Raw genomic sequence first — 23091 nt, 5'->3', positions numbered from 1 at the left:
GAGATTCCTTTCGCACGAAAAGGTTGATATCCATGACACTTCCGATTCGCAACGACCGTCCGATTGTGATTTCCGATCCGGCGGATCTAGACCCCACACTGTCGCACCAGGTTGGCCGCACTGACGTCGATCTGCTGGACGAGACCATTGGACAGTGTCTAGCCCGCATTGTGGCCGAGTATCCAGAGCACGATGCGGTCATTGACTTCTACGGTGATGTGCATCTGACCTACACGGAGTTCTATCGCAAGGTTCAACGTCTGGCCTCTGGGCTGCACGCAGCTGGTTACCGCAAGGGCGATCGTATCGGCATTTGGGCTCCCAACCGCTGGGAATGGACTCTGGTGCAGTTCGCCACCGCTGAGATCGGCGCGATCCTGGTGTGCATTAACCCCTCCTACCGTCACAAGGAATTGGTCTATGCCATGGGGCAGTCGGGAGTAAAAGGACTGTTCTCCGCCGGTCGCTTCAAGGACTCGAATTACCGGGCGATGATTGATGCAGCAGAGAGCCAGTTCAGCCGCCACAATTACAAGGAAACGATCTTCTTTGGTTCGGAACGTTGGGATGAGCTAGCTAACCACGCCATCTTGGACCTCAACCCAGTTCGCGAACAGCTGCACCCGGATGATCCCATTAATATCCAGTACACCTCCGGCACGACAGGTATGGCCAAGGGGGCGACGCTGACCCACCGCAACATTCTGAACAATGGTTACCTGGTGGGGGAGACCCTCCAATACACAGACCGCGACAAAGTCGTCATCCCCGTACCTTTCTTCCACTGCTTCGGCATGGTGATGGGCAACCTCGGCGCCATCACGCACGGTGCGACGACCATTATTGCGGGCCCAGTGTTCAACCCTCAATCCGTGTTAGAGGCAGTGGAGCACGGCAAGGCCACCAGCCTTTTCGGCGTTCCAACGATGTTTATGGCGGAGCTGGATGAGATTGAACACGCCAAGGCCAAGGGGAAGACCTACGACCTATCCAGCCTGCGCACCGGCATCATGTCCGGAACTGCCTGCCCCACCCGCACGATGCGGCAGGTGATGGACATCATGAATATCAATGAAATCACCATTGCCTATGGCATGACGGAGACCTCGCCGGTGAATCACCAGACGTTGGTCGACGACCCGATTGAAAAGCGTGTGGGTACTGTTGGACGCCCCAATCCGCACATCGAAGTAAAAATCGTTGACCCGGAGACCGGGGAGACCGTTAAGCGCGGAGAGCAGGGCGAGATTCTGATCCGTGGCTTCCTGGTGATGCAGGGCTACTGGGACATGCCCGGGAAGACCGCAGATGCGATTGATGAGGACGGCTGGATGCACTCTGGTGACCTCGGAACGATGGACGAGGAAGGCTATGCCCGTATTACGGGTCGGGCGAAGGACATGGTGATTCGCGGCGGAGAAAACCTTTACCCGCGCGAAATTGAGGAGTTTCTGATGACCCACCCGGATATCTCCGATGTGCAGGTCGTGGGTGTGCCAGACGAGAAGTACGGCGAGGAACTAATGGCCTTCCTCATCATGCGGGAGGATACCGAACCGCTGGACAAGGAAGCTATCCGCGAGTTCTGCGACGGTGAGCTGACCCGACACAAGATCCCCAAGTACGTCCAGTGCGTTGATTCCTTCCCCATGACCCTGTCGGGCAAGGTGCGCAAGGTTGAGCTGCGCGAACAGGCCGTCGAGATCCTCGGAATCTACCAGAAGTAAGCCGTCACTCAAACAGTGTCAAGCAAGCAAATTCCTGCCATCAGATCCACGCCGACAGATCCAAGCAGGGACATCCACACAGACACACAGAAAGGAAGCAACCGTGAGCACTACAGCGCCACATCATTCAAAACTGCGTACCGCCGCGGAGGCAATTGCTGATATCCCAGACGGCGCCACCCTGGCCGTCGGCGGATTCGGAGTATGCGGAATCCCGCAAGTCCTCCTCGAAGAGCTAAGCCGATCCAATGTGAAAGACCTGGAGGCCGTAAGCAACAACGCCGGCCTTGATGGTCGAGGCCTGGGTCTGCTGCTGGCTAACCATCAGTTGCGCCGCATAGTGGCCAGCTATGTGGGGGAGAACAAGGAGTTCGCCCGCCAGTACTTGGACGGCGAACTAGAGGTGGAGCTCACTCCGCAAGGCACCCTGGCGGAGCGTCTACGCGCCGGCGGTTCGGGCATCGGAGCTTTCTTCACCCGCACCGGCGTGGGCACGCTTGTTGCCGACGGTGGGATGCCATGGAAGTACGATGCCAACGACAAGACGAAGGTGCAGGTGGCCTCGCCTGCGAAGGAAACCCGCACCATCGACGGCGAGGACTATGTGCTGGAAACCGCTATCCGCGCCGACTTCGGCCTGGTTCGGGCCGCAATCGCAGATAAGGATGGCAATCTGCGCTTTTCCAAGACCGCCCGCAACTTTAACCCCCTGGCCGCCATGAGCGGCAAGATCTGCATCGTGGAGGCCGAAAAAGTTGTGGAAGTCGGAGAACTTGCCCCGGACGATATCCACCTGCCGGGTGTTTTCGTCCACCGCATTGTGGAGCTGACCCCAGAACAGGCAGATGACAAGATGATCGAAAAGGAGACCGTACGATGACCGGCTGGACCCGCCAGGAAATGGCCGCCCGTGCCGCCCAAGAACTCGAAGACGGCCAGTACGTAAACCTGGGCATCGGTATGCCCACGCTCGTACCCAACTATGTGCCAGAAGGCGTGACTGTATCTCTGCAATCGGAAAACGGCATGCTGGGAATCGGCCCGTACCCGGAAGCCGGTCAGGCTGACCCGGATCTCATCAATGCAGGTAAGGAAACCGTCACAGCTTTGCCTGGCACTAGCTACTTCGACTCTGCCTTAAGCTTTGGCATGATCCGCTCGGGCAAGATCGACGTCGCCATCCTGGGCGCCATGGAGGTCAATGCCCGCGGCGACATCGCCAATTGGATGGTGCCCGGCAAAATGGTCAAAGGCATGGGTGGTGCTATGGATCTGGTCGTTGGTGCGCGCCGGGTGATCGTGTTGATGGACCACACCACCAAAACCGGCGAACCGAAGCTCATCAAGGAACTCACTCTGCCCACTACCGGGCTTGGAGTGGTAGATCGGATCATTACGGATCTGGCCGTATTTGATCGTGACGACGATGGTTTGAAGCTCGTGGAGCTGGCACCTGGCGTCACCACAGAAGAGGTAGAAGAAAAGACCGCAGTTCCGTTTACAACGGCCCTGAGTTAGACCAACCAATCGGCTTCGCTGAGCGGTCGTTCGTGCCATACTTGAGGGCACAACGCAGGCTTTTTAAGCGATGACGCCACTAGTTTCGAAAGTTAGGATTTATCAGATGACCTTGCAGGAAGACCCTAAGGATATTGTCGTTGTAGGTGCAGCACGTACCCCGCAGGGACGCATGCTCGGTGCGCTGGCGAAGAAGAGCTCGGTTGATCTGGGTGCAGAGACCATCAAGGCCGTATTGGAGCGCTCCGGTGTGGCAGCGGGAGACGTGGATTACGTACTGATGGGGCAGGTCGTACAGGCAGGTTCCGGGCAGAACCCGGCGAAGCAGTCCGCTGTGGCGGCGGGTATTCCGATGAACGTTCCGGCCATGACTGTGAACAAGGTGTGCCTGTCCGGCCTGGATGCCGTTATTAATGCTTCCCGTCTGATCCGCCTGGGCGATGCCAGCATCGTCGTCGCCGGTGGTCAGGAGTCCATGACCAACGCCCCGCACATCGCCGCAGGCGTGCGAGCAGGTAAGGGCTATGGCTCCCTGGCGTTGCAGGATTCCCTGGAGCGCGATGGTCTGTCTGACCCGAACGAGGGTACGGCCATGGGCCTTGAGACCGACGAGGGTAACGCTGAGCGTGGCATCACCCGCGAGGAGCAGGACGAGATTGCAGCCCGCTCTCACCAGCTCGCCGAGGCTGCCACCAACGAGGGCGTCTTTGCCGAGGAGATCGTTCCGATCGAGGTGAAGGGCCGCAAGGAAACCGTAACCGTTACCGCCGATGAGGGCATCCGCCCCGGCACCACAGCCGAGGGGCTAGCGAAGCTGCGCCCGGCCTTCGTGAAGGACGGTACGATCACCGCTGCTTCTGCCTCCCAGATTTCCGATGGTGCTGCGGCCGTGGTGCTGACCACCCGCGAAAACGCTGAAGCCAAGGGGCTGGAGATCCTGGCCACCCTGGGGGAGTACGGACAGACTGCCGGCCCGGACACTAAGCTGCACTCCCAACCGTCGCAGGCCACCGCTGCAGCGCTGCAGAAGGCCGGCTGGGAGGCTGGCGACCTGGACTTCCTGGAGATCAATGAGGCATTCGCCTCCGTGGTTGCACAGTCCATCAAGGACCTGGACTACCCGCTGGACAAGACCAACATCCACGGCGGCGGCATTTCCCTGGGGCACCCCATCGGTGCCTCCGGCGCACGCCTGGTGGTACACGCAGCGCATGAGCTGAAGCGCCGCGGCTCCGGCAAGGCCGCCGTTTCTCTGTGTGGCGGTGGCGGCCAGGGTGACGCTCTGCTGCTGTGGTGCTAAGCCGGCTTAAGAGCGGCGGGGCTTTCTCCAAGCTGCTGCCCTTAGCAGTTGGTGCGGCAGCCGTCTGCGCGTGCTGCGCCATTGCCGCAGCTGACCCACAGACCCCGGGCGGGTTCATCCCGGAATGCCCCACGAAAGCGCTTTTCGGATTCAACTGCCCGGGCTGCGGCTCGATGCGCATGATCCAGGCGCTGGTACAGGGAGACTTCGGCGCGGCGCTGCGCTATAACGCCGTTGGGGTACTCGGACTATTCCTCCTCGTGTGGAGCTGGTTAGTCTGGGCCGGGCGAGCCTGGGGGAAGCACATACCCAATTGGGAACACTATCGACACGCACCTCTGGTCGTAGGGGTGGTGATAGGGCTGTGGTTTATAGCTCGCATACTGCCGTTTTCGCCATTTTTGGAACTTCGAGTGTAGGTTCCTACAGCCTTTAGGCTTTGCTCGTAGTATGGGTGTGCTAGGAAGATAGCGTCACTTGAGAACCCAAAGTGCGAAAAACTAAGGACACCAATGACCAATCCCTATGACCAGGGGCCTTCCAATGAAGACCCGTTTGGACTAGAGGACAAGCAGGTTTATCCGTACAACAGTGGGTATAACCAGACTCCCTCCCCTGACCAATCTTCCAGCTATGGCGGTTACCAGAACAGTGGTTACCAGAATGGCGGGTACAGCGGCTACCAGAACCAGTCAGCTGGTTATGGAGCGCAACTGGGGCAGGCATACCAGCCGGGAGTGGGACGAACTCCACCCGATAACTGGATGTGGGCAACGATTTTGGCCACTATCATTTGCTGCCTACCGTTGGGGGCAGTTGGAATCTACTTTTCCTCCCAAGTGGAAAGCCGCTGGCTCCGTGGGGACTATGCAGGCGCACAAAGTGCCTCCGACACTGCGAGAAACCTGGCTCTCGCATCAGCATGCGTCTTCGCCGTGGGTTTCATCGTCTACTTCGTTATCTTTGCGGGTTTTCTAGGACTCAGCCTTAGCGACATCTAGACTCTTAGCAACATCATTATGAGCGCCATCACCGGTAGCGCGAGACCCGTGGAAACCACCGCGGTGTCTCGCGCTAGTACTTTATTGACGCCGAAGCGCTGCGCATAGGTAAAGACGTTCTGTCCGGTCGGGAGGGCGGCCAGGAGCACCATGGCCAGAAGCAACTGAGACGAGGCGTCACAAAGAAAAACGCCGTAGAACGTGGCGATGGCGGGGTGCACGACAGTTTTGACCAGCGACGCCGCCCACACAGAACAACGGGGCGATAGACCAGGTTGGAGTACGCGAACCTCCGCCATCGACATGCCAAAGGCAATGAGGGCACAGCCGACAGTCGCGTCTGCAATGATTCCCATTGGGTCGGCGATGATGCCGGGCAGAATGAAGCCCGTGTTGTGCTGCAGCAGCGAGATGACGATTCCGATTACGGCGCCGATGATGAGTGGGTTCTTCAGGATCGTCAGCACAGTGGAGCGGACGAAGCTGGTGGTCTGATTGCCCGTGCGCATGTCCAGCGCAAGCACGCTCAGCGGGCCGTAGAATCCGACCTGGAAGAGGATGACGGGGAGGGTAAGGGTGGGATCGTCCATCAAGTGGGCGGCCAGGGGGATGCCGAGGTTTGAGCCGTTGCAGTAGGTGCAGGCGAGCATCGCGATGATGGAATCCTCGGTGGAACGCCTAGTGAGCCAACGATAGCCCAAGAAGGCCATAAAGCCCGTGGTGAGGGTGGACAGCGCCACAACCAACAAATTCGGCCCGAAAAGCTGGGCGATGTCCGTTTTGGACATGAACGTGATCAGCGTGCAGGGCAGCGCGATCCAGAACACGAACATGTTGAGGGTGTAGACCGCATTGGGGCCTAAGAGACGAAGACGCCCTACTCCGAAGCCGATCGCGATGACGAAGATGACGACGGCAAAGCCGGAGAGGACGTTGAGCATTCGTTTTAGATACGGGAGTGGACTGGCTAGAAGCTACTTGTTCACTACGTAGGCATTAGCAAGTTTGTCGGTGAACGACTGCTTCTGAGAATTGGTACCGATGCTGACGCCGACGGCGATGTAGACGGCGAGCAATAGGAAGGAGCCAACAGTAGGAATGAAGTTGAAAATCACGGTGAGGAAGTACCAGGAGTTCCGCTTCATCGAGTCAATTGGGGTGATGTTCTGACCATTGGCAGAGACCACGCGGGCTCCGATAGCCATCTTGCCGAGAGTGCCACCCTTCTTGGACTCCATGAAGACACGGTAAACAAACCAAAGGATTGCCGTGAGCACATTAGCGATTGCCATCTTCGCAGTGGGGTAGGGGACGCTTGGCGTTTCACCGGGGTTAGCTGAGGAACTCGCCTCGACCCAATCCATAAAGTCCTGGCCGCCAATGACAAGCACCAAGATGATAGCAGGGATCAGAATCAGCAAGCTGTCGAGGAATAGCCCCAGGAAACGCTTCCAAGCGCCGGGACGACCATTGCCAAGAAGCGGGGCGTTCCCCGGAGCATCGTTGAAGGCCGGAGCGTTAGGGAAGGCAGGGGCACCGTATTGATTGTTATTTACTGCGCCGTAATTATTTCCGCCGTAGCCGTTGCCAACACTCTGATCATAGGAGCCGGCTTGCTCGTAGGGATTTCCCTGATTGAAGGGATTCGACTCGCCGGCATTGCCTCCGGGTTAATCGTTGAAGTTCGGCAGATCGCCATTCGGGTTGGAGTTATTGGGGTAGTTGTTGCTCAACGGCAGACATCCTCACTGTTTCTCAGTACGTGCACGAGTGTGCTCGAATTGGTTTACTGTGCCAGCATAGCCGACATTTTTCTTTGCTGGCGGAGGGTACGAAAAAGACCCACCGCCGGGCTCGTGCTTTAGAGCACAAGGGCGTTGGGTCTTTAATCGTGTCTGTTAAACGTCTGCGGGCAGCGACGCTTTAAGCGCGCAGCCCTGCTGCGCAGCCACTGCGCATCCCCTTTTTGCAAAGGAGACGGCTATTTAGCGGCTGTGGAAGGGCAGGAGTGCCATCTCGCGCGCGTTCTTCACGGCGGTGGCAACCTGGCGCTGCTGCTGCGGGGTCAGGCCCGTTACGCGACGAGAGCGAATCTTGCCACGCTCGGAGATGAACTTACGCAGCAGGTCGTAGTTCTTGTAGTCAACCGTCTCAATGCCCTCGGCCTTGAGTGGGTTCTTCTTCGGGCGGCGGGACTGTTCCATCCGCGCCTTCTTCATGTTGGTGCGCTTCATTGTTAAAGCTCCCCCTTACCAGCTGGACTTGCGTACGCCCGGCAGCTCACCGCGGTGAGCCATGTTGCGGACACGTACACGGGACAGGCCGAACTTACGCAGGTAGCCGCGCGGGCGGCCATCGGCTGCGTCGCGGTTACGGACGCGAACCGGGGAAGCGTCGCGGGGCTGACGGTTCAGCTCCCACTGTGCATCCAGGCGCTCCTCGTCGGTGCTGTTCGGGTTCTTGATGATCTTCTTGAGCTCAGCGCGACGCTCCGCGTAGCGGGCGACGATTTCCTTGCGCTGCTCGTTCTTCGCGATCATGGACTTCTTAGCCATAAATTATCGCTCCTCGCGGAATTCGACGTGCTTGCGGGCGATCGGATCGAACTTCTTCAGGGTGATGCGATCCGGGTTGTTGCGCTTGTTCTTACGGGTGACGTAGGTGTAACCGGTGCCAGCCGTAGACTTCAGCTTGATGATTGGGCGGATATCGTTACGTGCCATAGTTAGATCTTCTCCCCACGGGCGCGGATCTTGGCAACGACAGACTCGATGCCGTCACGGTCAATGGTCTTCAGACCCTTAGTGGACACGTTCAGCGTGATGGAACGGCCCTCAGAGGGCAAGTAGAACGTACGACGCTGGATGTTCGGGTTCCAGCGACGGTTCGTGCGGCGGTGCGAGTGGGACACAGACTTGCCGAAGCTCGGCTTGCGTCCCGTGACCTGGCAATATGCCGACATGGGTTTTCTCCTTCCGCCGGAGATCAAAGGTGCCAGCGCCGCGCACATCTAAAACCCATGGTTAGACGGGCCTTGAGTTTTACGTGGTGGGGCGCTGTTTTTAGCCTTAAATCCGTCCGGCGATGACGTTTACATAGACAACAGCGGGAGCTAACTTTACCCCACGGGTGCGCTATAACCTAATCGCTCTTTGTGACGCCCTATGCTTCCGTCGCGCCGTGCTGTGACACCGTCCCAGCACGGCAAACGCGATTTTATTAATGAGGTGTTCGTTCGCTATCATAGTCCCTCGTTGTGCGACTAACCTTGTCGCGCCTTGATAGCTCCTCGGTAACCGAGTGGCCTGAAGGGCGTCAATAAAGAAGGCAGAGAAGGCGCACTGCTTTTTATGACCCGACTCAGGCACGACCTTCGTAACAGATTCGCAGGACCGACCTGATGTACACACACCTAAGGGAATAAGAGGAAACCATGAAGAAGGATATCCACCCCGACTACCACCCCGTAGTCTTCAAGGATGCGAGCACCGGACACCAGTTCATCACTCGCTCCACCGCTACCTCCGACCGCACCGTTGAATGGGAAGACGGCAACGAGTACCCGCTCATCGTCGTTGACGTGACCAGCGAGTCCCACCCCTTCTGGACCGGCGCTCAGCGCGTTATGGACACCGCCGGCCGCGTGGAGAAGTTCCAGCGTCGCTACGGCAACATGACCCGCCGCAAGAAGAAGTAAGAACTCTTCTCGCTAAACAGATCCCAAGAAATCTATTTCACACCTTTAATAAGGAGGTAGAAGACAATGGCAGTACCGAAGCGCCGTATGTCTCGTGCAAACACGCACTCCCGCCGTTCCCAGTGGAAGGCCGACAACGTTGCTCTGCAGAACGTTAAGGTCCAGGGCCAGGAAGTTCAGATTCCTCGCCGTCTGGTAAAGGCCGCTCAGCTGGGTCTCATCGACCTGGACTAGGTCTGATTCCATAGCGATTTTAAAGCTACGTTCGTAGCGTATCGATCCCCACCGCACACACAGTGTGGTGGGGATTTTGCCTTGTTAAGACATATAAGAAAAGCTGTGTGTTCATTAAAAAAGTTGTTGCGCACGAGCATGGCCACAGATTCGAAGGCACAATGGTTCGTATGAAGATTCTTGTTGTAGATGACGACCAGGCAGTGCGTGAATCCCTACGCCGTTCCCTGATCTTTAACGGCTACACTGTCGTACTGGCGACGGATGGTGAAGAAGCTCTGGAATCCATCACCAATGAGCGACCAGACCTTGCCATCCTTGACGTGATGATGCCGAAAAAGGATGGGCTGGATGTCTGCCGCGAACTGCGCAGCCATGGCGATGATCTGCCTATCCTTCTACTCACTGCCCGCGACTCCGTGGAAGAGCGCGTTGCCGGTCTCGATGCTGGTGCAGACGACTACTTGCCGAAGCCCTTTGCGTTGGAGGAGCTGCTGGCGCGTACCCGCTCACTGTTCCGTCGCGCTGCCCGCCCGGCGATTCAGGAGGGTGAGTCCCACGAACCGCTGCGTTTCGAGGATCTAACCCTCAACCCGGAGACTCGCGACGTGTACCGCGGCGACCGCCAGATCAGCCTGACCCGCACGGAGTTCGCCCTCCTGGAGCTGCTGATGAGCAACCCGCGAAAGGTTCTTTCTCGCAACACGATCCTGGAAGAGGTTTGGGGGTACGACTTCCCAACCTCCGGCAATGCTCTGGAGGTGTACATCGGTTACCTCCGACGCAAGACCGAGGCCAATGGCGAAAGCCGTTTGATTCACACTGTGCGGGGAGTGGGCTACGCGCTGCGTGAGACTGCACCGTGATCCTGCGTAGGCTCCCGGAGGAGAATCTTGCGGTCGAGCCCGGAACGGATTACACCCAGGCCGAGAAAGACGGTGGCTCTAGCGAAAGCAGAAGCGGCCGACTAGTAAAGTCGGTGCGTTTTTCTCTGCGCGGATTATCTCTGCGTGTCCGCTTGGCTGGGCTCACAGCCATCGTAGTGATGCTGTGTATCGCGATTATCACCGTAGCTTCCTATGCCACTGTCAAGCAGGTGCTATCGCAAGAAATGGATAAGACGCTGCAGACTCAGGCACAGGCTTATATCGATTCTGGATTCGAGTTTCCAACCAGTGAAACCGGCGAAGGGGAGAATTACCGCCCTCGCTTCTTTGACTCCGACAACAACATGAGTGTGCTCGTCGTCCCCGCTGAGCAGGCGGGACGGCAGGCAGATTTATCGAAGTTCGAGGGTATTCTCAGCGCCGACGAAGTCGGTGTGTTGGTGGGCGATGACCCATACGTTTTCGAAAGCAACGGCGATACCCGCAGTTTCGCCATTGCTGCGCTAGACGGTCGTGTCATCGTGCTGCGTCTGGATATTTCCTTTACCAATCAAACCCTGGAATCTCTGTGGCTAGTGTTGATTCTCATTGTCACGACAGGTTTTATTGCCTCGATTATCGTGGGCATAGCGGTGGCGAACTCCGGTGCTCAGCCGATCACCCGGCTGCGCCGGGCTGCTGATGAAGTCTCCCGTACCGGTGAGCTGCGGCAGATCCCCGTCTACTCTCAGGACGAGCTAGGGGCGCTGACCGTGTCGTTCAACAACATGATGAATGCGCTGCAAGAGGCCCAGACGAAACAGAAGAATCTGGTTGCGGATGCCTCACACGAGCTGAAGACACCTCTGACGTCGCTGCGTACAAACGTGGAGCTGCTGATGTTGGCGTCGCAAAGAAAAGACGGTGACGGTCCCGGCATAAGTGATGAAGACCGCAAAGACATAGAGCGAGACGTCATTGCGCAGATCGACGAAATGAGCGGTCTGATCGGCGATCTTGTTGACCTAGCCCGTGAGGACTCCGACCCAGAGGTCTTGAGCACTGTCGAGATTTCCGAGCTCATCGCGCAAGGCATTACACGCGTGCAAAGGCGTCGTCCCGACGTGACCTTCGATACCCACCTCATTGAGTGGAACCTGCAGGGAGATTCTTTCGCCCTGTCGCGTGCGCTGCTTAATTTGCTGGATAATGCGGCCAAATGGTCGCCCGAAGGCGGTGTGGTGCGGGTCTGGATGCAGCCAATCGCTGGTGAGGGATGTGACGCCGCAGCTTCCCATCTAGAAGATTCAGCATTGCAAGAGGTGGAGATCCGTGTGGCAGATTCGGGGCCGGGCATTCCGCAGGAGGATCGAGAACTTGTATTCGATCGCTTCTATCGGTCAATAAAGGCTCGATCAATGCCAGGATCCGGTTTGGGGTTGGCGATCGTGAAGCAAGTTATTGAGCGCCACCACGGTGTGATCGTGGTTGACGAGTCCGATGACGGCGGTGCTCTCATGCGTGCCGTTCTTCCTGGACTGCCTGGGGAATCGCAGGAGTGACGTGGGTCGGGAACATTTGTCCGCTGATTTTTCTTAAACTGGCAGAAAAGTTACAGCGTTCGTAGCGCTGACCTACATATATGACAGACATACTGGTGTCCATGAACGAAAGGGAACACGATATGGGTGAGAACACTTCGGGGAATGGGCAGCGAATGCCGGGCGAACCGGACTTTTCCGATGGGGGACGGGAAGCAGCTCAGAATCCTGGAGCTAGTGCAGGCGCTAGCGGCGCCAACGCGGACGCTAATGCAAACGGTAACGTCGGTGGTGGCACAGAGGCTCGCAAGATAGGGCGCGAGCATATTCATTGGAATGGCGAGCAAGGTACGCCACAGTATCCGGCAACGCACGCTGGCTCGCCGGTGCAACCGGGAGCGTGGCCAACGGGTCTGGAGGATAATCAGACTCAACAGATCCAGGCTCAGCACATTCAACCCCAGCAGATGCAGCCCCAGCAGGCGCAGAGCCAACCGTTCCAGGATCCGCTAGTGCCACAGGATCCGATGGCGCCGCAGCCACGGGAGAAGAAGCGTTGGTCGACACCAGCGGTTGCTGCGTTGTTGCTGACCGGTGCCGTGGTGGCCTCTGCGGCGACTTACGTGGGCATGGATGCCTTGAATGACAACAAGTCCAGCAACAATGCCACAACGTCTTTCGACAGCTCTAACACCACCAATAAGTCCGCAAAGGAAAAAGAGGCTTCTAACCCGGTAGAGCCGGGAAGCACCTCCGATGTGGCTAACAAGGTTCTACCTTCAGTCGTGTCGATTCGCGTCACCACGTCTCAAGGCGGTGACGAGGGATCTGGCTCGATCATTTCCTCTGATGGTCTCATTTTGACGAATAACCACGTTGTCTCTGCCGCTGAAGGCGGAAAGGCGAAAATGGAAGTGGCTCTCAACGACGGTCGTACTCTCGAGGCGGAGGTCGTAGCCACCGATCCGCAGACTGATATTGCGGTGATTAAGGCCAAGAACGTCACGGACCTTAAGCCCATTGAGTTCGGTGATTCGAATGCTGTGAACGTGGGCGAAGACGTGATGGCGATTGGTTCCCCCCTTGGGCTATCGGCCACGGTGACGACGGGCATTGTTTCTGCTAAGAACCGTCCTGTACAGGCATCTGGCGAAGATGGTGGCGAAGCTTCTCTGATTGATGCGATCCAGACGGATGCTTCCATTAACCCCGGCAACTCCGGTGGTGCACTGGTGGATATGCAAGGCAAGCTCATTGGCATCCCCTCTGTTATCGCCTCCACTGGTGGTGAGTCAGCGGGCTCCATTGGCTTGGGCTTTGCCATCCCGATTAACCAGGCCGAACGCATCTCTAAGCAGCTGATCGATAAGGGTAAAGCAGAGCACCCGATTATCGGTGCGAAGGTCAATACTCGATCCAATGAAGTGGGCGCCGTCGTCGTCGACGTCAACAAAGACAGTCCTGCGGATAAGGCTGGTTTGAAGAAGGGCGACCTGGTTACTCACGTCGACGAGCGACGTGTGGATTCCGGCGTTGCTTTGATTGCGGCTATCCGATCGCACGCAGTGGGAGACACTGTAAAGCTCAAGGTTAAAGAAGGTCGCGATGGAGAAGAACGTGAGGTTGAGCTCACTCTAACTACCGCCGAGTAGTCCGGCATTCCCGTTCGCCTGTACAGCAGTAGGCGGACGGGATATTTTATTAGTTACGTTCGTTTATTTATTCAGGAGGATCGCAGTGGCCGTTCGGAAGGCTAACCCAGAGTCTGCGGACATCAATGAAGTCGCGGCCATGAAGTCCGTGGATCACGCACAGGTGGAGCGACTGGCAGAGGAGATCCCCGAGCCGGATGACGCACTGTTTCACTCCTTGGACGCCAAGGAGCGAACCCGCGAGCAGCTTCTCGATGATCCGCCCCTGCACGCCATGGTTGTTCTCGTAACCGATTTCCCTGAGGAAAAAGCGAAGAACGGGGAACTGGTTGCAGAGCTGCTGGTCGAGGAAGGTTTCTTGGTCGACGCCGTTCTCAGCGTTGAGTCCCGAAAGGGGGCGATCCGCAAGGCTATTCAAACCGCCGTTGTCGGAGGCGCGGATCTTGTTGTCACCATCGGCGGAACCGGAACCGGTCCGCGGGATAAGACGCCGGAGGCTACACGCGCGGAGTTGGATCGCAAGATTCCGGGCATTGCTGAAGCGCTTCGATCCTCGGGCTTGGCGGCGAACTCTTTGGATGCGGGCCTTTCCCGCGGTGTTGCGGGCATCTCCGGTTCCACCGTGGTGGTGAACATCGCCGGTTCTCGCGGAGCGATTCGCGACGGTATGGCCACTTTGGGGCCGCTGGTTCGTCACGTTGTCGACGATATGAATAACCGGGCTTAGCATGGCCCGACGGCACTCGGGTTCGAACCAACCCGGTTACCGCAATCGCTATGACCTAGAGGTTCCACAACCCGTTTCTGGTCGTCGCCGCAGGTTCTTCGGCAAGGTCGGCCAGGCGCAGAACCCGGGGACTTCTTTTCTTGACGCCATCGCCTCCAAAACGACGAAACCCCACTCAGACCTTGTTCAGGATGAGTGGGGTGATGAGCTGCCTTCTGCGGAATTGGAACGCCGCTACCTAGAGGAGCAGCGTCCACCGCATTGGGGTTAGTCCGGTGGACTTTAGTTGGCGTGCTTGCCGGTCGGCTCAGCCTCGCCACCGCGTTGCTCGATGAGCAGGTCTCGGATCTCGGCCAGCAGCTCAGTCTCGGTTGCAGTAGCCTCCTCCGGCTCAATGCCCTTACGGCGAGCGTTGATCTCTGCCAGCTTGTTCATCGGCATGATCATCAGGAAGTAGATAACGCCAGCGATGATCAAGAAGTTGAAGATTGCGGTCAGGATGCCACCGATATTGACGAAGGTGGCGGGGTTACCCTCACGCAGGTGGAAGCCAAGGCCAAACTCAGGGGATCCACCAACGGCTGCGAGCAGCGGTTCGATGATGCCACTAGTGAAAGCAGTAACGATAGCGGTAAACGCACCGCCGATGATAACGGCAACGGCAAGCTCAATAACGTTGCCGCGCATGATGAACTTCTTAAAACCTTCGAGCATTGTGCTGAAAGACCTTTCTTGTCCGCGACGCATGCGCGGTCAGTACAAGCAACTACATGACGGGAAAGAAACCGAGGTCGTTGATCACAGCGTCGACGACCAAGTCGTGCTCCCGGCTAGGGACGATGCGTGTGAACTCTTCGTGATCCACCACTGCCCACACATTGATGTGTGAGGGGCGGTCGGCCAGTGCCCGGTCGTAGAAGCCACCACCTTGCCCGAGCCGTATCCCATGATAATCAATCGCCAGCGCAGGTGTAATAATTACATCCGCGCATGTTGGAAAAGTGTGAATCGCATTACCTTCCGGCTCAAGAATCCCCCAAGTTCCAGCAACCAGGTTCGGGTTTTCGGGATGAAACTCGACCCATTCGAGGACAGGGACGTGAGTAGATCCTTCAACGGTGCCGTCGCTGGGGGAGTCGCTTGAGGTTGAGGCTTTGTTTTGGGGCACCCTCGGGAGAAGAACTCCCGCGCCAGTGCTGGCAAGAACGTCAGGGAGGTCAGCGCCTCCGGGCTCGCCCGGTAGGGGAACATAGCCGGCGATAGTGAGAGTTGAGGGTGCTGCAGGCAATTTCGTGAGGGCTTTAAGAAGATGGGACTGGATTGCGCGGTCGCGCGCTGGGCGCTGATCAGTTCGGGCGGTGCGAGCGGCACGGACTGCGGCGCGGGCAAGTTTTTTGCTGGTAGAAAGATCTTTCATCGCCTTCGAGCCTACTGCAGAGGGCAAAATGCTTGATCTGGGAAAGAAAACTGTGCATAGGCGGTGTGTAGAGCACAAATCGGTTCATAGAAGCGCTACTATTCCGGCATGACTTCTAGCCCTACGATCTCCACGTCCGAGCAAGCTAACCTGCATACCGTTGTGGTGCCAGCTGCCGGACTTGGAACCCGTTTCTTGCCTGCTACTAAGACTGTTCCGAAGGAGCTGCTTCCAGTTGTAGACACTCCCGGTATCGAGCTAATCGCCAAGGAAGCTGCTGACGCGGGGGCTGGTCGCCTCGCTATTGTGACAGCCCCGAAAAAGGGAGGTGTGCTCGGTCACTTCGATACCGACGCTGAGCTGGAAAGCACGCTGGAACAGCGAAACAAGACCGAACAATTGGCAAAGGTTCGAGCCACCGATGGATTGATCGATGTGGTCGCTGTGGAGCAGGAAAAGCCTTTGGGGCTGGGGCACGCTATTGGGCTGGCCGAGGAGACGCTGGATGATGACGAGGATTGCTTCGCCGTCATGCTGCCGGATGACCTGGTGCTGCCGATGGGCGTGATGGAGAAGATGCTGGCCGTACGTAAGCAGTATGGTGGGTCGGTCTTGTGTGCCTTCGAGGTGCCACGTGAGGAAGTAAGTAACTACGGCGTTTTTGAGATCGACGAGGCTGACCACGCCGATGTCAAAGTCGTCAAGGGCATGGTTGAGAAGCCGGCGGTGGAGGATGCTCCGTCGAACTTCGTTGCAACGGGTCGCTATCTGCTGGACCGTCAGGTATTCGACGCGCTGCGTCGCACCAAGCCTGGTAAGGGCGGCGAAATTCAGATCACCGATGCCATCGAGTTGATGATCACCGAAGGTCACCCAGTACACATTATTGTCCACCATGGTCTGCGCCATGATCTAGGTAACCCCGGTGGGTACATTCGAGCTTGCGTCGATTTCGCGTTGCAGAATGAGACTTATGGCCCCAGCTTGAAGACTTGGCTGCAAGAGCGCCTGGCACAAGAGAACTTGGGATCATAGAGAACTAACAAGCTTTTTAAGCTGAAGGGAACCTCTCATGCGATCGGTTGAAGAACAGCTGGCAATCATCACCTCTGCGGCGGTGACGCCTGAGCCAGTGCGCATCGCCATCACCGAGACCCTGGGCCTGCGCTGTGCGGAAAGGGTCGAAGGTTCCGAACCTTTGCCGGGCTTCGATCAGGCAGCGATTGACGGTTATGCCGTGAGAAGCGTCGACATCCGCCAGGCACTTGCCCTCGCGCGAGGCGGGGATCACGGTGATACGTCAGAGGGCGGTAAAGCGGCTGAGAACCTCAGCGGAGTGAAGGAAACCCTGCCGATCGTTGGCGATGTTACGGCTGGTTCTCTAAGGCCAATTCGCCTACAACCGCGCCAAGCTGTGCGCGTTGAAATGGGAGCTCCGCTGCCGACCCTTGCCGATTCTGTGCTGCCGCTGGACTGGGTGGAAAAGGAAGGCCGTAAAATCCGCCCGCTGGAAGCCATCGCGTCCGGCGAGTTCGTCCACCGCAAAGGCTCTGATGTTCAGCCCGGAGACGTGGTCGTCGAAGAAGGTGCCGTCATTGGGGCAGCTCAAGTAGGACTTTTGGCGGCAGTGGGACGCTCCAAAGTGCTGGTGTACCCGCGCCCGCGCCTGTCGGTGCTCTCCTTTGGACGCGAGCTATTGGATATCGACCGTGACCCGGCCGTTGGACAGGTTTATGATGTGAACTCCTATGCGCTGGCTGCTGCTGCACGGGAAGCAGGCGCGGACGTCCACCGCGTCGGCATCTTGAGCGGTGAACCGCGCAAGATGCGAGAGGTTATCGAAAGCCAGCTACTCCGCTCCGAGGTAGTCGTCATCTCTGGTGCGATAGGCGGAGCCGCCAGCGATGAGCTGCGCGAGATTCTCTCTGAAATGGGAGAGATGGATATTCAGCGCATCGCTATGCACCCTGGTTCCGTAATGGGATTCGGCACCCTGGGACAAGACAAGGTGCCAACGTTCCTGCTGCCCTCTAACCCCTCGGCGGCGTTGGTGGCTTTCGAGGTTATGGTGCGTCCACTAGTGCAGCTGATTCGCGGACGTCGTCAGGCCACTCGCCGGGTGGTGTCCGCCCGCACGATTGCAGCCATCGCCTCTGCCCCTGGTCGGCGTGGATTTATCCGCGGTCAGCTGATGCGTGACCGCGAAACCCGGGAGTTCCTGGTGGATCCACTCGGTGCGGTCAACGGCGGCGAGCCGACCCACCTGTTAGGCAGCCACGGACAGGCAAACTGCCTGATCGTAGTTCCTTCCGACGTCACCGACGTGGCGCCGGGGCAGGTCGTTGACGTGCTATTCCTCAGCAACAAGGAATAGTCCGCTCGTGTTGCACCGCCTCCGCGCTGCTCTTTCCTCCGCAGCGCTCGAAACCCGTGCGTCGGAACTGCGAACGCGTACCGTCCTCAGCCGCGGTCATCTTTATGGGACTGCCGAAGACACTGATGACGCCTTCACTCCCGGCCTGCCAGTCTCTCTGCGTCCCATTCGCGCAAGCGATGGCTCTCAGTGGAGAGCTGCGCGCATCGAAGATCAACACTTGCTGCAGCCATTTGAACCAACCACAGCCGTGGGGTGGGACGACGCACACAGCCCGGAGGCGTGGCGCAAGAACTTCCACAATCTGCAAGTTCTAGCTGCTGATCGCCTTATCGTGCCAATGGTCATCGACGTCGACGGGGAGTTCGCCGGCCAATTGACGATTGGAAACATTCAATACGGAACTATCTCAAGTGCCTGGATTGGTTACTGGGTTCACTCGCGATTCCAAGGTAGGGGAGTGGCCACCGCCGCTGTCGCTTTGGGCGTGGATCTGGGGATGCAAGAGGTGGGGCTGCACAGGATAGAGGCAACGGTCATGGCGGAGAACGTGGCGTCACGAAGAGTCCTTGAGAAAACCGGCTTCCGTACCGAGGGGCACCTGCGTCGAAACCTGCACATTAACGGCCAATGGCGGGATCACTATCTGGTGGCACAGACGCAGGAAGAAGTGCTGCCTGAGGGGCTGGTTCGCAGGTTGGTGAACCGAGGACTCTTGGGGCTGGCTGTGAACCGCCAATAGCCTCGGCGTGGCACCGCAGATTAGCCCACTGCACGGGTAGCGTGGCAAGCACTTGACCACTCACGCTGCCCGCATAAAGAACCCGAGGAGAACTGATACTCGTGTCCGGCTCCCTTTTGCTCATCGCCGCCGTATGGCTGGTGCTGTTGGCGCCACTTTTGCTGCGCAACCAAAAACCCGTGCGACGGACTGCTCAGGCACTGAGTGAAACGAGGGTGCTGCACCGAGGGGGAAGCGAGCTTAATGCAAAGCGCAAGCTCAAGCCCGCAAAGGGGCTGTACATGAGCTCCGATGACGAGGAGCTGGAGCTGGTAGACGCGGAGCCGGAGTACGTCTTGCTGGAAGACGAGGATTCCAACGCGAACAAGAAGAAGGGCGCGTCGCGTGGGCTGCGAGATCTGATGACTTCTAAGAGCTCTGCGGATGAGGAGGCCGAGAAGGCCGCCGAGGTGATTGATGGTGAGGTTGTGGAGACCAACGATGACGATGTAGAAGACACCGGCGACGTTGCCGAAAAGGTCGTTTCTTCTGACGTGAAGGCTCCCTCGGCGACCGCCAATGTGTCGGGTGCTGCTGTGCGCTACACCGCTCAGGATGAGATGGACACTGGAGAGTTTTCTCCGGTGAAGAAGGCAGAGATGAGCGGTGAGGCAGACGCGGAAGGTGCTGATAGCGCCGCCTTTGCCGCGAATTCCGACAGCACCGGTGGTGCCGAAGTTGCCGAAGAAAACGCTGAAGAAGGCGCCGCAGAAGACAATGAAGAAGACACCCAAGAAGACACCCAAGAAAACACTGAAGAAAACACCGCTCGCCAAGCTGCGTACGCCGCCGTTCCTACCCAGTACGTGCGCGGCGGGGACGTGAAGGCGTCACCGGGCTTGGTCGATGAAGTCGACGCAGCTCCGGCAAGTAAGGCTGTGGATATCCTCGAGGATTCCGACGAGCTGAGCGAGGCCGACCTGAAGTACCTCGCTGCTCGCCGTGGCCGCGGCGTATATGACCCCGTGGCTTCCGCGGAGCTGGCTCGCCAGCGACAGAATCGTCGCAAGAGGGTTCTGCTGGTGCTGCTCGCGCTGTGCGCACTAACTTTCGGTACGAGCCTCGCGCTGGGCGGCGCAGTGTGGCTGACCTTTATCGCAATGGTTGCATTCACTGCGTTCTATCTAGTTATGCTGCGCCGACAGGCCGTTGAAGAACGTGAACTGCGGCACCGTCGCCTGGCGCGCATGCGCCGCGCTCGCCTGGGCGTGCGCAACACTGAGGACGACGAGCTGGGTGTCCCGGATCGCCTCATGCGACCGGGTGCAGTGATCTTGGAAACGGATGACAACGATCCGGCCTTGAGCAATCTGGAATACGCCGACGGCGCCGACTTCTTCGACATGCCAGGCACCGAAACGCATGTGGGTCCTGGGGCGAACTCCAACACCAACTTCGCTAACCCCCGTATTGCCGATCGCGACGAAGAATACCTCGACCCGCGCTCCGGCATCCGCGCGGTATAGGAGCGATCCGCGCGCATGCTGAACCACCCCGCCACGCGTGACGCGGCTCTGCTGTTGGTACGCCTCGTTACTGGAGTGATTTTCATCGCCCACGGCTGGCAGAAAGTCTTTATCGACGGCATGGATGGCAAAACTGGAACTATTGCCACCTTCGAAAGATTGCATATTCCGCAGCCGAAAATAAGCGCCTGGGCGGCCGCCATTTGCGAGATGATGGGCGGAGCGATGCTCATCGCAGGCTTGCTGACCACAGCCGTAGCCGGACTGTTCGTGATCTACAGCGCACTGGTGCTCTACTTTGTGCACTGGTCAAATGGTTTCTTCGTTACCGAAGGTGGCATGGAGTTTATGTTGCTCTTGGTCGTCTCCCTTATGATGATTGTTGTTTTCGGTGCGGGACGCGCGAGCTTGGACAAGGCACTGTCGCGCTTCGGCTGAGGTTAATAAACACGCAAGAGACGGGATGAGCGCATGGACTGTCAGGAAGTCAGAACCTCCATGTCGGCCCGCTTGGACGGAGAGACTGCGGAGCTGTCCGACGAGCTCATTGATGCGCACCTCGCAGGCTGCGAGGACTGCCAACGCTGGTACGCCACCATCACCGCGCTGGGCCGTCGCATGAATCTCACCACAGCGCCCGCTGAAGAGGAATCGAACCCCGGTGCTGAACATGACGACCGAAAGGCCGCACTGCTAGAGCAGGTTCTTGCCCAAGCCGATAGCGATCCGCAGATCAGTGTGGGACTCCGCCGTCGCCAGCTGCCTTTCGCGTTCGGTCGTTTTGCCCTGGTAGGGGTCGCCCTGGTCTATCTCGTATGGGGACTGTCGCTGTTGTTCGGAGGGCCGATTGGGGACGACGCCGACTCGTCCCAACTCCACCTCGTTTCCGACGCTGCGACGATGCGCTTTGCCCTAGCTAGCGGATTGCTATGGGCGGCCTGGCGCCCCAAAGTTGCCTCTGCAGTCTTGCCGATCTACTTGGCCATGTGGGCTTTCGGCCTGGGTTTTGCCACCAGGGAAATCGTGCTGGGGCTAATAGGGGAAAGCGGCAACCTCAACGCCCTATGGCTGTTGTTTGTGCATCTTTTCGCAGTAGTGGCTTTGATTGTCGTGTGGGCTGGGCGACGAAACGTGTTCATGCCTCTGAAGCAATCCTTGCGCGCGCTCATGGCTCAGCCTGTCACTTTTAGCCCCAGCGATGCGCGCCGTCACTCTACGTACGAGGTAGGTCAACCTCGCCCGCGCGGATGGGAATAACCCATACCGTCGCCTACTTCTAACGCCAAGAAGGCAACCACATGCGCATATCGAAAGCAGCGTCACTGAGGGGTGCGGCTGTGTAAATCGGCAAGAAATACAGGAAATTCCAGACCACCAGCATCAAGTAGACGACGACCAGCAGCTGTCCAGGGCGAGCCTTGACGAATGTTCGAGGGGAGGAATACGGCTGGGCTACGCCCGGGCGCTGCCAGCGCACCAACTGACCCAGAGCCATAGCCAATGCGATGGCAAGGAATGGAACCAGGTTTGCAGCGTAGAACAAGTACATCTGGCGATCGAGGTTAAACAGCCAAGGAACAAATCCAGCTGCGAAGCCAAGAACCGGCACCACCCAACGGCGATCCTTGTGCACGATGAGGCACCACAGACCCCACAACATCACTGGAACGCATACCCACCACACAGCGGGAGTGCCGACCAGCAGGATCACCTTATGGATACCTTCATCGTTGGAGGGACTGTAATACATTAGCGAACGGCTGGAAACGAGCCACGACCAGGGCTTTGATTCCCAGTTGTGGTGGTGGCCATTGGAATTGGTCAGCTCAGTATGAAAACGCAGGACAGACACGTGGTAGTAGATAAAATTCTGCACGGTGTCTGGCAGGAAAGACCAGAACCAACCCTCCGTAGTACTAGCGAACTCACCGGATTCCACTGCGTGACGGAACACTCCCGCTTCGGAGGCGAACCACGCGCGCCAACTGACGACGTACAGGATTACGGGCACGATCACGATGGAGAAGAAGGAGGGTACAGCGTCGAAGAAGGCGGTTCCGAGAAGGGGACGGGCTACGCCGAAACGGCGGCGTCGAAAATAATCAACCGCAACGATCGTCACGCCGAAAAAGGCCATGTAGTAGAGGCCATTCCACTTGACCGCCAGCGACAGGCCCAGCGCGACGCCGGCGGTAAAGCGCCACCAGCGATAACCCATGCGGGGACCAAAAACCGAATCCTGGATGCGATCCGAAGCCCAGACGCGCTGGAAGCGATCCTCCATCTGCTCAGCATCGCGGACGGCGCAATAAGCGGCCAGGCACAAAAGGAATACCTGGAAATGGTCCAACATTGCCGAGCGCCCGGTGACGAAAAGAATGCCATCGCAAATGGCGATGATGCCGGCGAACATACCCACCAAATCCGACTTAGAAATGCGCCGAGCAATGGAGGCGATCAGCAGAATCACAACGACAGCCAGCAGAGCGGACATAATGCGCCAGCCCCACGGCGTATAGCCAAAAAGGGCCATGCCTAAAGCTTCGATTTGTTTACCGAGCGGTGGGTGGACGACCAATCCATAACCCGGGTTATCCTCGATGCCGCCAATCAGCGGATTAGACCAGCTCTGAAAAATTTGCCAGGCTTGCGGCACATAGTGTTTTTCGTCGAACACGGGAGTGCTCGCATCCGTTGGCCGCTGCAGCATCATGAGGCGACTCAGGGCGCCCAGCACGCCGAGGGCGAGCATGATGCCAGTCCAACGGGTCAGTGTGAATGACCGTGCCC

The 23091-nt window shown here is 58.1% G+C and carries 28 protein-coding genes; 19 read left to right on the top strand and 9 right to left on the bottom strand.

Annotated elements, in window-relative coordinates:
* Window positions 1-32: 32 nt before the first annotated feature.
* From AC06DS_RS00530 to AC06DS_RS00505, 6 genes are all read left to right on the top strand, one after another.
* A complete protein-coding gene (locus tag AC06DS_RS00530; protein WP_477100720.1) occupies window positions 33-1727 on the top strand; it encodes an AMP-binding protein in 1695 nt (564 codons plus the stop codon).
* Between the two features lie 103 nt (window positions 1728-1830).
* Window positions 1831-2607 (top strand): CoA transferase subunit A, encoded by a 777-nt coding sequence (locus AC06DS_RS00525; RefSeq protein WP_477100719.1) that lies wholly within the window; start codon window positions 1831-1833, stop codon window positions 2605-2607.
* On the top strand, window positions 2604-3245 hold the full coding sequence (locus tag AC06DS_RS00520; protein WP_473963746.1) for a CoA transferase subunit B: 642 nt from the start codon (window positions 2604-2606) through the stop codon (window positions 3243-3245). The genes AC06DS_RS00525 and AC06DS_RS00520 overlap by 4 nt, the downstream gene beginning before the upstream one ends.
* Window positions 3246-3351: 106 nt before the next feature.
* Window positions 3352-4545 (top strand): acetyl-CoA C-acetyltransferase, encoded by a 1194-nt coding sequence (locus AC06DS_RS00515; RefSeq protein ID WP_477100718.1) that lies wholly within the window; start codon window positions 3352-3354, stop codon window positions 4543-4545.
* A gap of 173 nt (window positions 4546-4718) precedes the next feature.
* Entirely contained in the window at window positions 4719-4964 is a 246-nt protein-coding gene (locus AC06DS_RS00510) for a DUF2752 domain-containing protein (protein WP_477101208.1), read from the top strand.
* 93 nt (window positions 4965-5057) lie between these two features.
* Window positions 5058-5546, top strand: a complete 489-nt coding sequence (locus AC06DS_RS00505; protein WP_293790960.1) for a CD225/dispanin family protein — start codon at window positions 5058-5060, stop codon at window positions 5544-5546.
* On the opposite strand, the gene AC06DS_RS00500 is transcribed toward AC06DS_RS00505, so the two are convergent.
* From AC06DS_RS00500 to rpmB, 6 genes are all read right to left on the bottom strand, one after another.
* Complete coding sequence (locus AC06DS_RS00500) at window positions 5543-6487, bottom strand: AEC family transporter (RefSeq protein ID WP_477100717.1); 945 nt, start codon at window positions 6485-6487, stop codon at window positions 5543-5545. The two genes, AC06DS_RS00505 and AC06DS_RS00500, sit on opposite strands and share 4 nt — an antisense overlap.
* 33 nt (window positions 6488-6520) lie before the next feature.
* Complete coding sequence (locus AC06DS_RS00495; protein ID WP_477100716.1) at window positions 6521-6967, bottom strand: RDD family protein; 447 nt, start codon at window positions 6965-6967, stop codon at window positions 6521-6523.
* Window positions 6968-7531: 564 nt separating this feature from the next.
* Window positions 7532-7780: a 30S ribosomal protein S18 gene (gene rpsR / locus AC06DS_RS00490; RefSeq protein WP_005293672.1), complete on the bottom strand. Its 249-nt coding sequence runs from the start codon at window positions 7778-7780 to the stop codon at window positions 7532-7534.
* Between the two features lie 15 nt (window positions 7781-7795).
* Entirely contained in the window at window positions 7796-8101 is a 306-nt protein-coding gene (gene rpsN, locus AC06DS_RS00485) for a 30S ribosomal protein S14 (protein ID WP_005293669.1), read from the bottom strand.
* A 3-nt stretch (window positions 8102-8104) separates the two neighbouring features.
* Window positions 8105-8269: a 50S ribosomal protein L33 gene (gene rpmG, locus AC06DS_RS00480; RefSeq protein WP_005279910.1), complete on the bottom strand. Its 165-nt coding sequence runs from the start codon at window positions 8267-8269 to the stop codon at window positions 8105-8107.
* 2 nt (window positions 8270-8271) lie between these two features.
* Window positions 8272-8508 carry a 50S ribosomal protein L28 gene (gene rpmB, locus AC06DS_RS00475; RefSeq protein WP_005293665.1) on the bottom strand — a complete coding sequence of 79 codons (237 nt, stop codon included), beginning with the start codon at window positions 8506-8508 and terminating at the stop codon, window positions 8272-8274.
* Between the two features lie 471 nt (window positions 8509-8979).
* Here rpmB and AC06DS_RS00470 point away from each other — a divergent pair, with 471 nt between their 5' ends.
* The 7 genes from AC06DS_RS00470 to AC06DS_RS00440 all read left to right on the top strand — a co-directional run bounded on the left by AC06DS_RS00470 (window position 8980) and on the right by AC06DS_RS00440 (window position 14534).
* On the top strand, window positions 8980-9243 hold the full coding sequence (locus AC06DS_RS00470; protein ID WP_005293662.1) for a type B 50S ribosomal protein L31: 264 nt from the start codon (window positions 8980-8982) through the stop codon (window positions 9241-9243).
* 66 nt (window positions 9244-9309) lie between these two features.
* Complete coding sequence (rpmF, locus tag AC06DS_RS00465; RefSeq protein ID WP_293790963.1) at window positions 9310-9477, top strand: 50S ribosomal protein L32; 168 nt, start codon at window positions 9310-9312, stop codon at window positions 9475-9477.
* A 170-nt stretch (window positions 9478-9647) separates the two neighbouring features.
* Window positions 9648-10343, top strand: coding sequence for a response regulator transcription factor (locus AC06DS_RS00460; protein ID WP_293790964.1), 696 nt, complete (start codon window positions 9648-9650; stop codon window positions 10341-10343).
* Window positions 10340-11905 carry a sensor histidine kinase gene (locus AC06DS_RS00455; protein WP_477100715.1) on the top strand — a complete coding sequence of 522 codons (1566 nt, stop codon included), beginning with the start codon at window positions 10340-10342 and terminating at the stop codon, window positions 11903-11905. Before AC06DS_RS00460 ends, AC06DS_RS00455 begins: the two co-directional genes overlap by 4 nt.
* 101 nt (window positions 11906-12006) lie before the next feature.
* Window positions 12007-13536 carry a S1C family serine protease gene (locus AC06DS_RS00450; protein ID WP_477100714.1) on the top strand — a complete coding sequence of 510 codons (1530 nt, stop codon included), beginning with the start codon at window positions 12007-12009 and terminating at the stop codon, window positions 13534-13536.
* A 139-nt stretch (window positions 13537-13675) separates the two neighbouring features.
* Window positions 13676-14263 (top strand): MogA/MoaB family molybdenum cofactor biosynthesis protein, encoded by a 588-nt coding sequence (locus tag AC06DS_RS00445; protein WP_448308393.1) that lies wholly within the window; start codon window positions 13676-13678, stop codon window positions 14261-14263.
* Window position 14264: 1 nt separating this feature from the next.
* Window positions 14265-14534: a hypothetical protein gene (locus tag AC06DS_RS00440; protein ID WP_476728333.1), complete on the top strand. Its 270-nt coding sequence runs from the start codon at window positions 14265-14267 to the stop codon at window positions 14532-14534.
* A gap of 11 nt (window positions 14535-14545) precedes the next feature.
* Here the strand turns inward: AC06DS_RS00440 and mscL are convergent, their stop codons facing one another.
* Both mscL and AC06DS_RS00430 read right to left on the bottom strand, forming a co-directional pair.
* Window positions 14546-14977 carry a large conductance mechanosensitive channel protein MscL gene (gene mscL, locus AC06DS_RS00435; protein ID WP_293790969.1) on the bottom strand — a complete coding sequence of 144 codons (432 nt, stop codon included), beginning with the start codon at window positions 14975-14977 and terminating at the stop codon, window positions 14546-14548.
* Between the two features lie 52 nt (window positions 14978-15029).
* A complete protein-coding gene (locus AC06DS_RS00430; protein ID WP_477100713.1) occupies window positions 15030-15680 on the bottom strand; it encodes a 5-formyltetrahydrofolate cyclo-ligase in 651 nt (216 codons plus the stop codon).
* Window positions 15681-15788: 108 nt separating this feature from the next.
* On the opposite strand from AC06DS_RS00430, the gene AC06DS_RS00425 reads away from it, so the two are divergent.
* The 6 genes from AC06DS_RS00425 to AC06DS_RS00400 all read left to right on the top strand — a co-directional run bounded on the left by AC06DS_RS00425 (window position 15789) and on the right by AC06DS_RS00400 (window position 21558).
* Complete coding sequence (locus AC06DS_RS00425; RefSeq protein ID WP_293790971.1) at window positions 15789-16715, top strand: UTP--glucose-1-phosphate uridylyltransferase; 927 nt, start codon at window positions 15789-15791, stop codon at window positions 16713-16715.
* A gap of 37 nt (window positions 16716-16752) precedes the next feature.
* Window positions 16753-18054, top strand: coding sequence for a molybdotransferase-like divisome protein Glp (glp, locus tag AC06DS_RS00420; protein WP_448308370.1), 1302 nt, complete (start codon window positions 16753-16755; stop codon window positions 18052-18054).
* Window positions 18055-18061: 7 nt separating this feature from the next.
* A complete protein-coding gene (locus AC06DS_RS00415) occupies window positions 18062-18796 on the top strand; it encodes a GNAT family N-acetyltransferase (RefSeq protein WP_448308371.1) in 735 nt (244 codons plus the stop codon).
* 101 nt (window positions 18797-18897) lie between these two features.
* Window positions 18898-20301 (top strand): divisome protein SepX/GlpR, encoded by a 1404-nt coding sequence (gene sepX, locus AC06DS_RS00410; protein WP_477100712.1) that lies wholly within the window; start codon window positions 18898-18900, stop codon window positions 20299-20301.
* Window positions 20302-20316: 15 nt separating this feature from the next.
* On the top strand, window positions 20317-20739 hold the full coding sequence (locus AC06DS_RS00405; protein WP_473963752.1) for a DoxX family protein: 423 nt from the start codon (window positions 20317-20319) through the stop codon (window positions 20737-20739).
* 60 nt (window positions 20740-20799) lie between these two features.
* A complete protein-coding gene (locus AC06DS_RS00400) occupies window positions 20800-21558 on the top strand; it encodes a zf-HC2 domain-containing protein (RefSeq protein ID WP_476728336.1) in 759 nt (252 codons plus the stop codon).
* Window positions 21559-21577: 19 nt separating this feature from the next.
* Here AC06DS_RS00400 and AC06DS_RS00395 read toward each other — a convergent pair whose 3' ends face one another.
* Window positions 21578-23053, bottom strand: coding sequence for a dolichyl-phosphate-mannose--protein mannosyltransferase (locus AC06DS_RS00395; protein ID WP_477100711.1), 1476 nt, complete (start codon window positions 23051-23053; stop codon window positions 21578-21580).
* Between the last annotated feature and the right edge of the window lie 38 nt (window positions 23054-23091).

It is taken from the genome of Corynebacterium sp. TUM25015 (assembly GCF_056393505.1).
Note: the sequence above shows the minus strand (reverse complement) of the source record. Positions and strands in the feature narration are given on the sequence as shown.

What these genes read in the sequence shown, in the direction of transcription:
- AC06DS_RS00530 (WP_477100720.1), top strand. Translation starts at nt 33, where the DNA reads ATGACACTTCCGATTCGCAACGACCGTCCGATTGTGATTTCCGATCCG.
- AC06DS_RS00520 (WP_473963746.1), top strand. Translation starts at nt 2,604, where the DNA reads ATGACCGGCTGGACCCGCCAGGAAATGGCCGCCCGTGCCGCCCAAGAA.
- AC06DS_RS00515 (WP_477100718.1), top strand. Translation starts at nt 3,352, where the DNA reads ATGACCTTGCAGGAAGACCCTAAGGATATTGTCGTTGTAGGTGCAGCA.
- AC06DS_RS00510 (WP_477101208.1), top strand. Translation starts at nt 4,719, where the DNA reads ATGCGCATGATCCAGGCGCTGGTACAGGGAGACTTCGGCGCGGCGCTG.
- AC06DS_RS00505 (WP_293790960.1), top strand. Translation starts at nt 5,058, where the DNA reads ATGACCAATCCCTATGACCAGGGGCCTTCCAATGAAGACCCGTTTGGA.
- AC06DS_RS00500 (WP_477100717.1), bottom strand. Translation starts at nt 6,487, where the DNA reads ATGCTCAACGTCCTCTCCGGCTTTGCCGTCGTCATCTTCGTCATCGCG.
- rpsR (WP_005293672.1), bottom strand. Translation starts at nt 7,780, where the DNA reads ATGAAGCGCACCAACATGAAGAAGGCGCGGATGGAACAGTCCCGCCGC.
- rpsN (WP_005293669.1), bottom strand. Translation starts at nt 8,101, where the DNA reads ATGGCTAAGAAGTCCATGATCGCGAAGAACGAGCAGCGCAAGGAAATC.
- rpmG (WP_005279910.1), bottom strand. Translation starts at nt 8,269, where the DNA reads ATGGCACGTAACGATATCCGCCCAATCATCAAGCTGAAGTCTACGGCT.
- rpmB (WP_005293665.1), bottom strand. Translation starts at nt 8,508, where the DNA reads ATGTCGGCATATTGCCAGGTCACGGGACGCAAGCCGAGCTTCGGCAAG.
- AC06DS_RS00470 (WP_005293662.1), top strand. Translation starts at nt 8,980, where the DNA reads ATGAAGAAGGATATCCACCCCGACTACCACCCCGTAGTCTTCAAGGAT.
- rpmF (WP_293790963.1), top strand. Translation starts at nt 9,310, where the DNA reads ATGGCAGTACCGAAGCGCCGTATGTCTCGTGCAAACACGCACTCCCGC.
- AC06DS_RS00460 (WP_293790964.1), top strand. Translation starts at nt 9,648, where the DNA reads ATGAAGATTCTTGTTGTAGATGACGACCAGGCAGTGCGTGAATCCCTA.
- AC06DS_RS00450 (WP_477100714.1), top strand. Translation starts at nt 12,007, where the DNA reads ATGAACGAAAGGGAACACGATATGGGTGAGAACACTTCGGGGAATGGG.
- AC06DS_RS00445 (WP_448308393.1), top strand. Translation starts at nt 13,676, where the DNA reads ATGAAGTCCGTGGATCACGCACAGGTGGAGCGACTGGCAGAGGAGATC.
- AC06DS_RS00440 (WP_476728333.1), top strand. Translation starts at nt 14,265, where the DNA reads ATGGCCCGACGGCACTCGGGTTCGAACCAACCCGGTTACCGCAATCGC.
- mscL (WP_293790969.1), bottom strand. Translation starts at nt 14,977, where the DNA reads ATGCTCGAAGGTTTTAAGAAGTTCATCATGCGCGGCAACGTTATTGAG.
- AC06DS_RS00430 (WP_477100713.1), bottom strand. Translation starts at nt 15,680, where the DNA reads ATGAAAGATCTTTCTACCAGCAAAAAACTTGCCCGCGCCGCAGTCCGT.
- AC06DS_RS00425 (WP_293790971.1), top strand. Translation starts at nt 15,789, where the DNA reads ATGACTTCTAGCCCTACGATCTCCACGTCCGAGCAAGCTAACCTGCAT.
- glp (WP_448308370.1), top strand. Translation starts at nt 16,753, where the DNA reads ATGCGATCGGTTGAAGAACAGCTGGCAATCATCACCTCTGCGGCGGTG.
- AC06DS_RS00405 (WP_473963752.1), top strand. Translation starts at nt 20,317, where the DNA reads ATGCTGAACCACCCCGCCACGCGTGACGCGGCTCTGCTGTTGGTACGC.
- AC06DS_RS00400 (WP_476728336.1), top strand. Translation starts at nt 20,800, where the DNA reads ATGTCGGCCCGCTTGGACGGAGAGACTGCGGAGCTGTCCGACGAGCTC.
- AC06DS_RS00395 (WP_477100711.1), bottom strand. Translation starts at nt 23,053, where the DNA reads ATGCTCGCCCTCGGCGTGCTGGGCGCCCTGAGTCGCCTCATGATGCTG.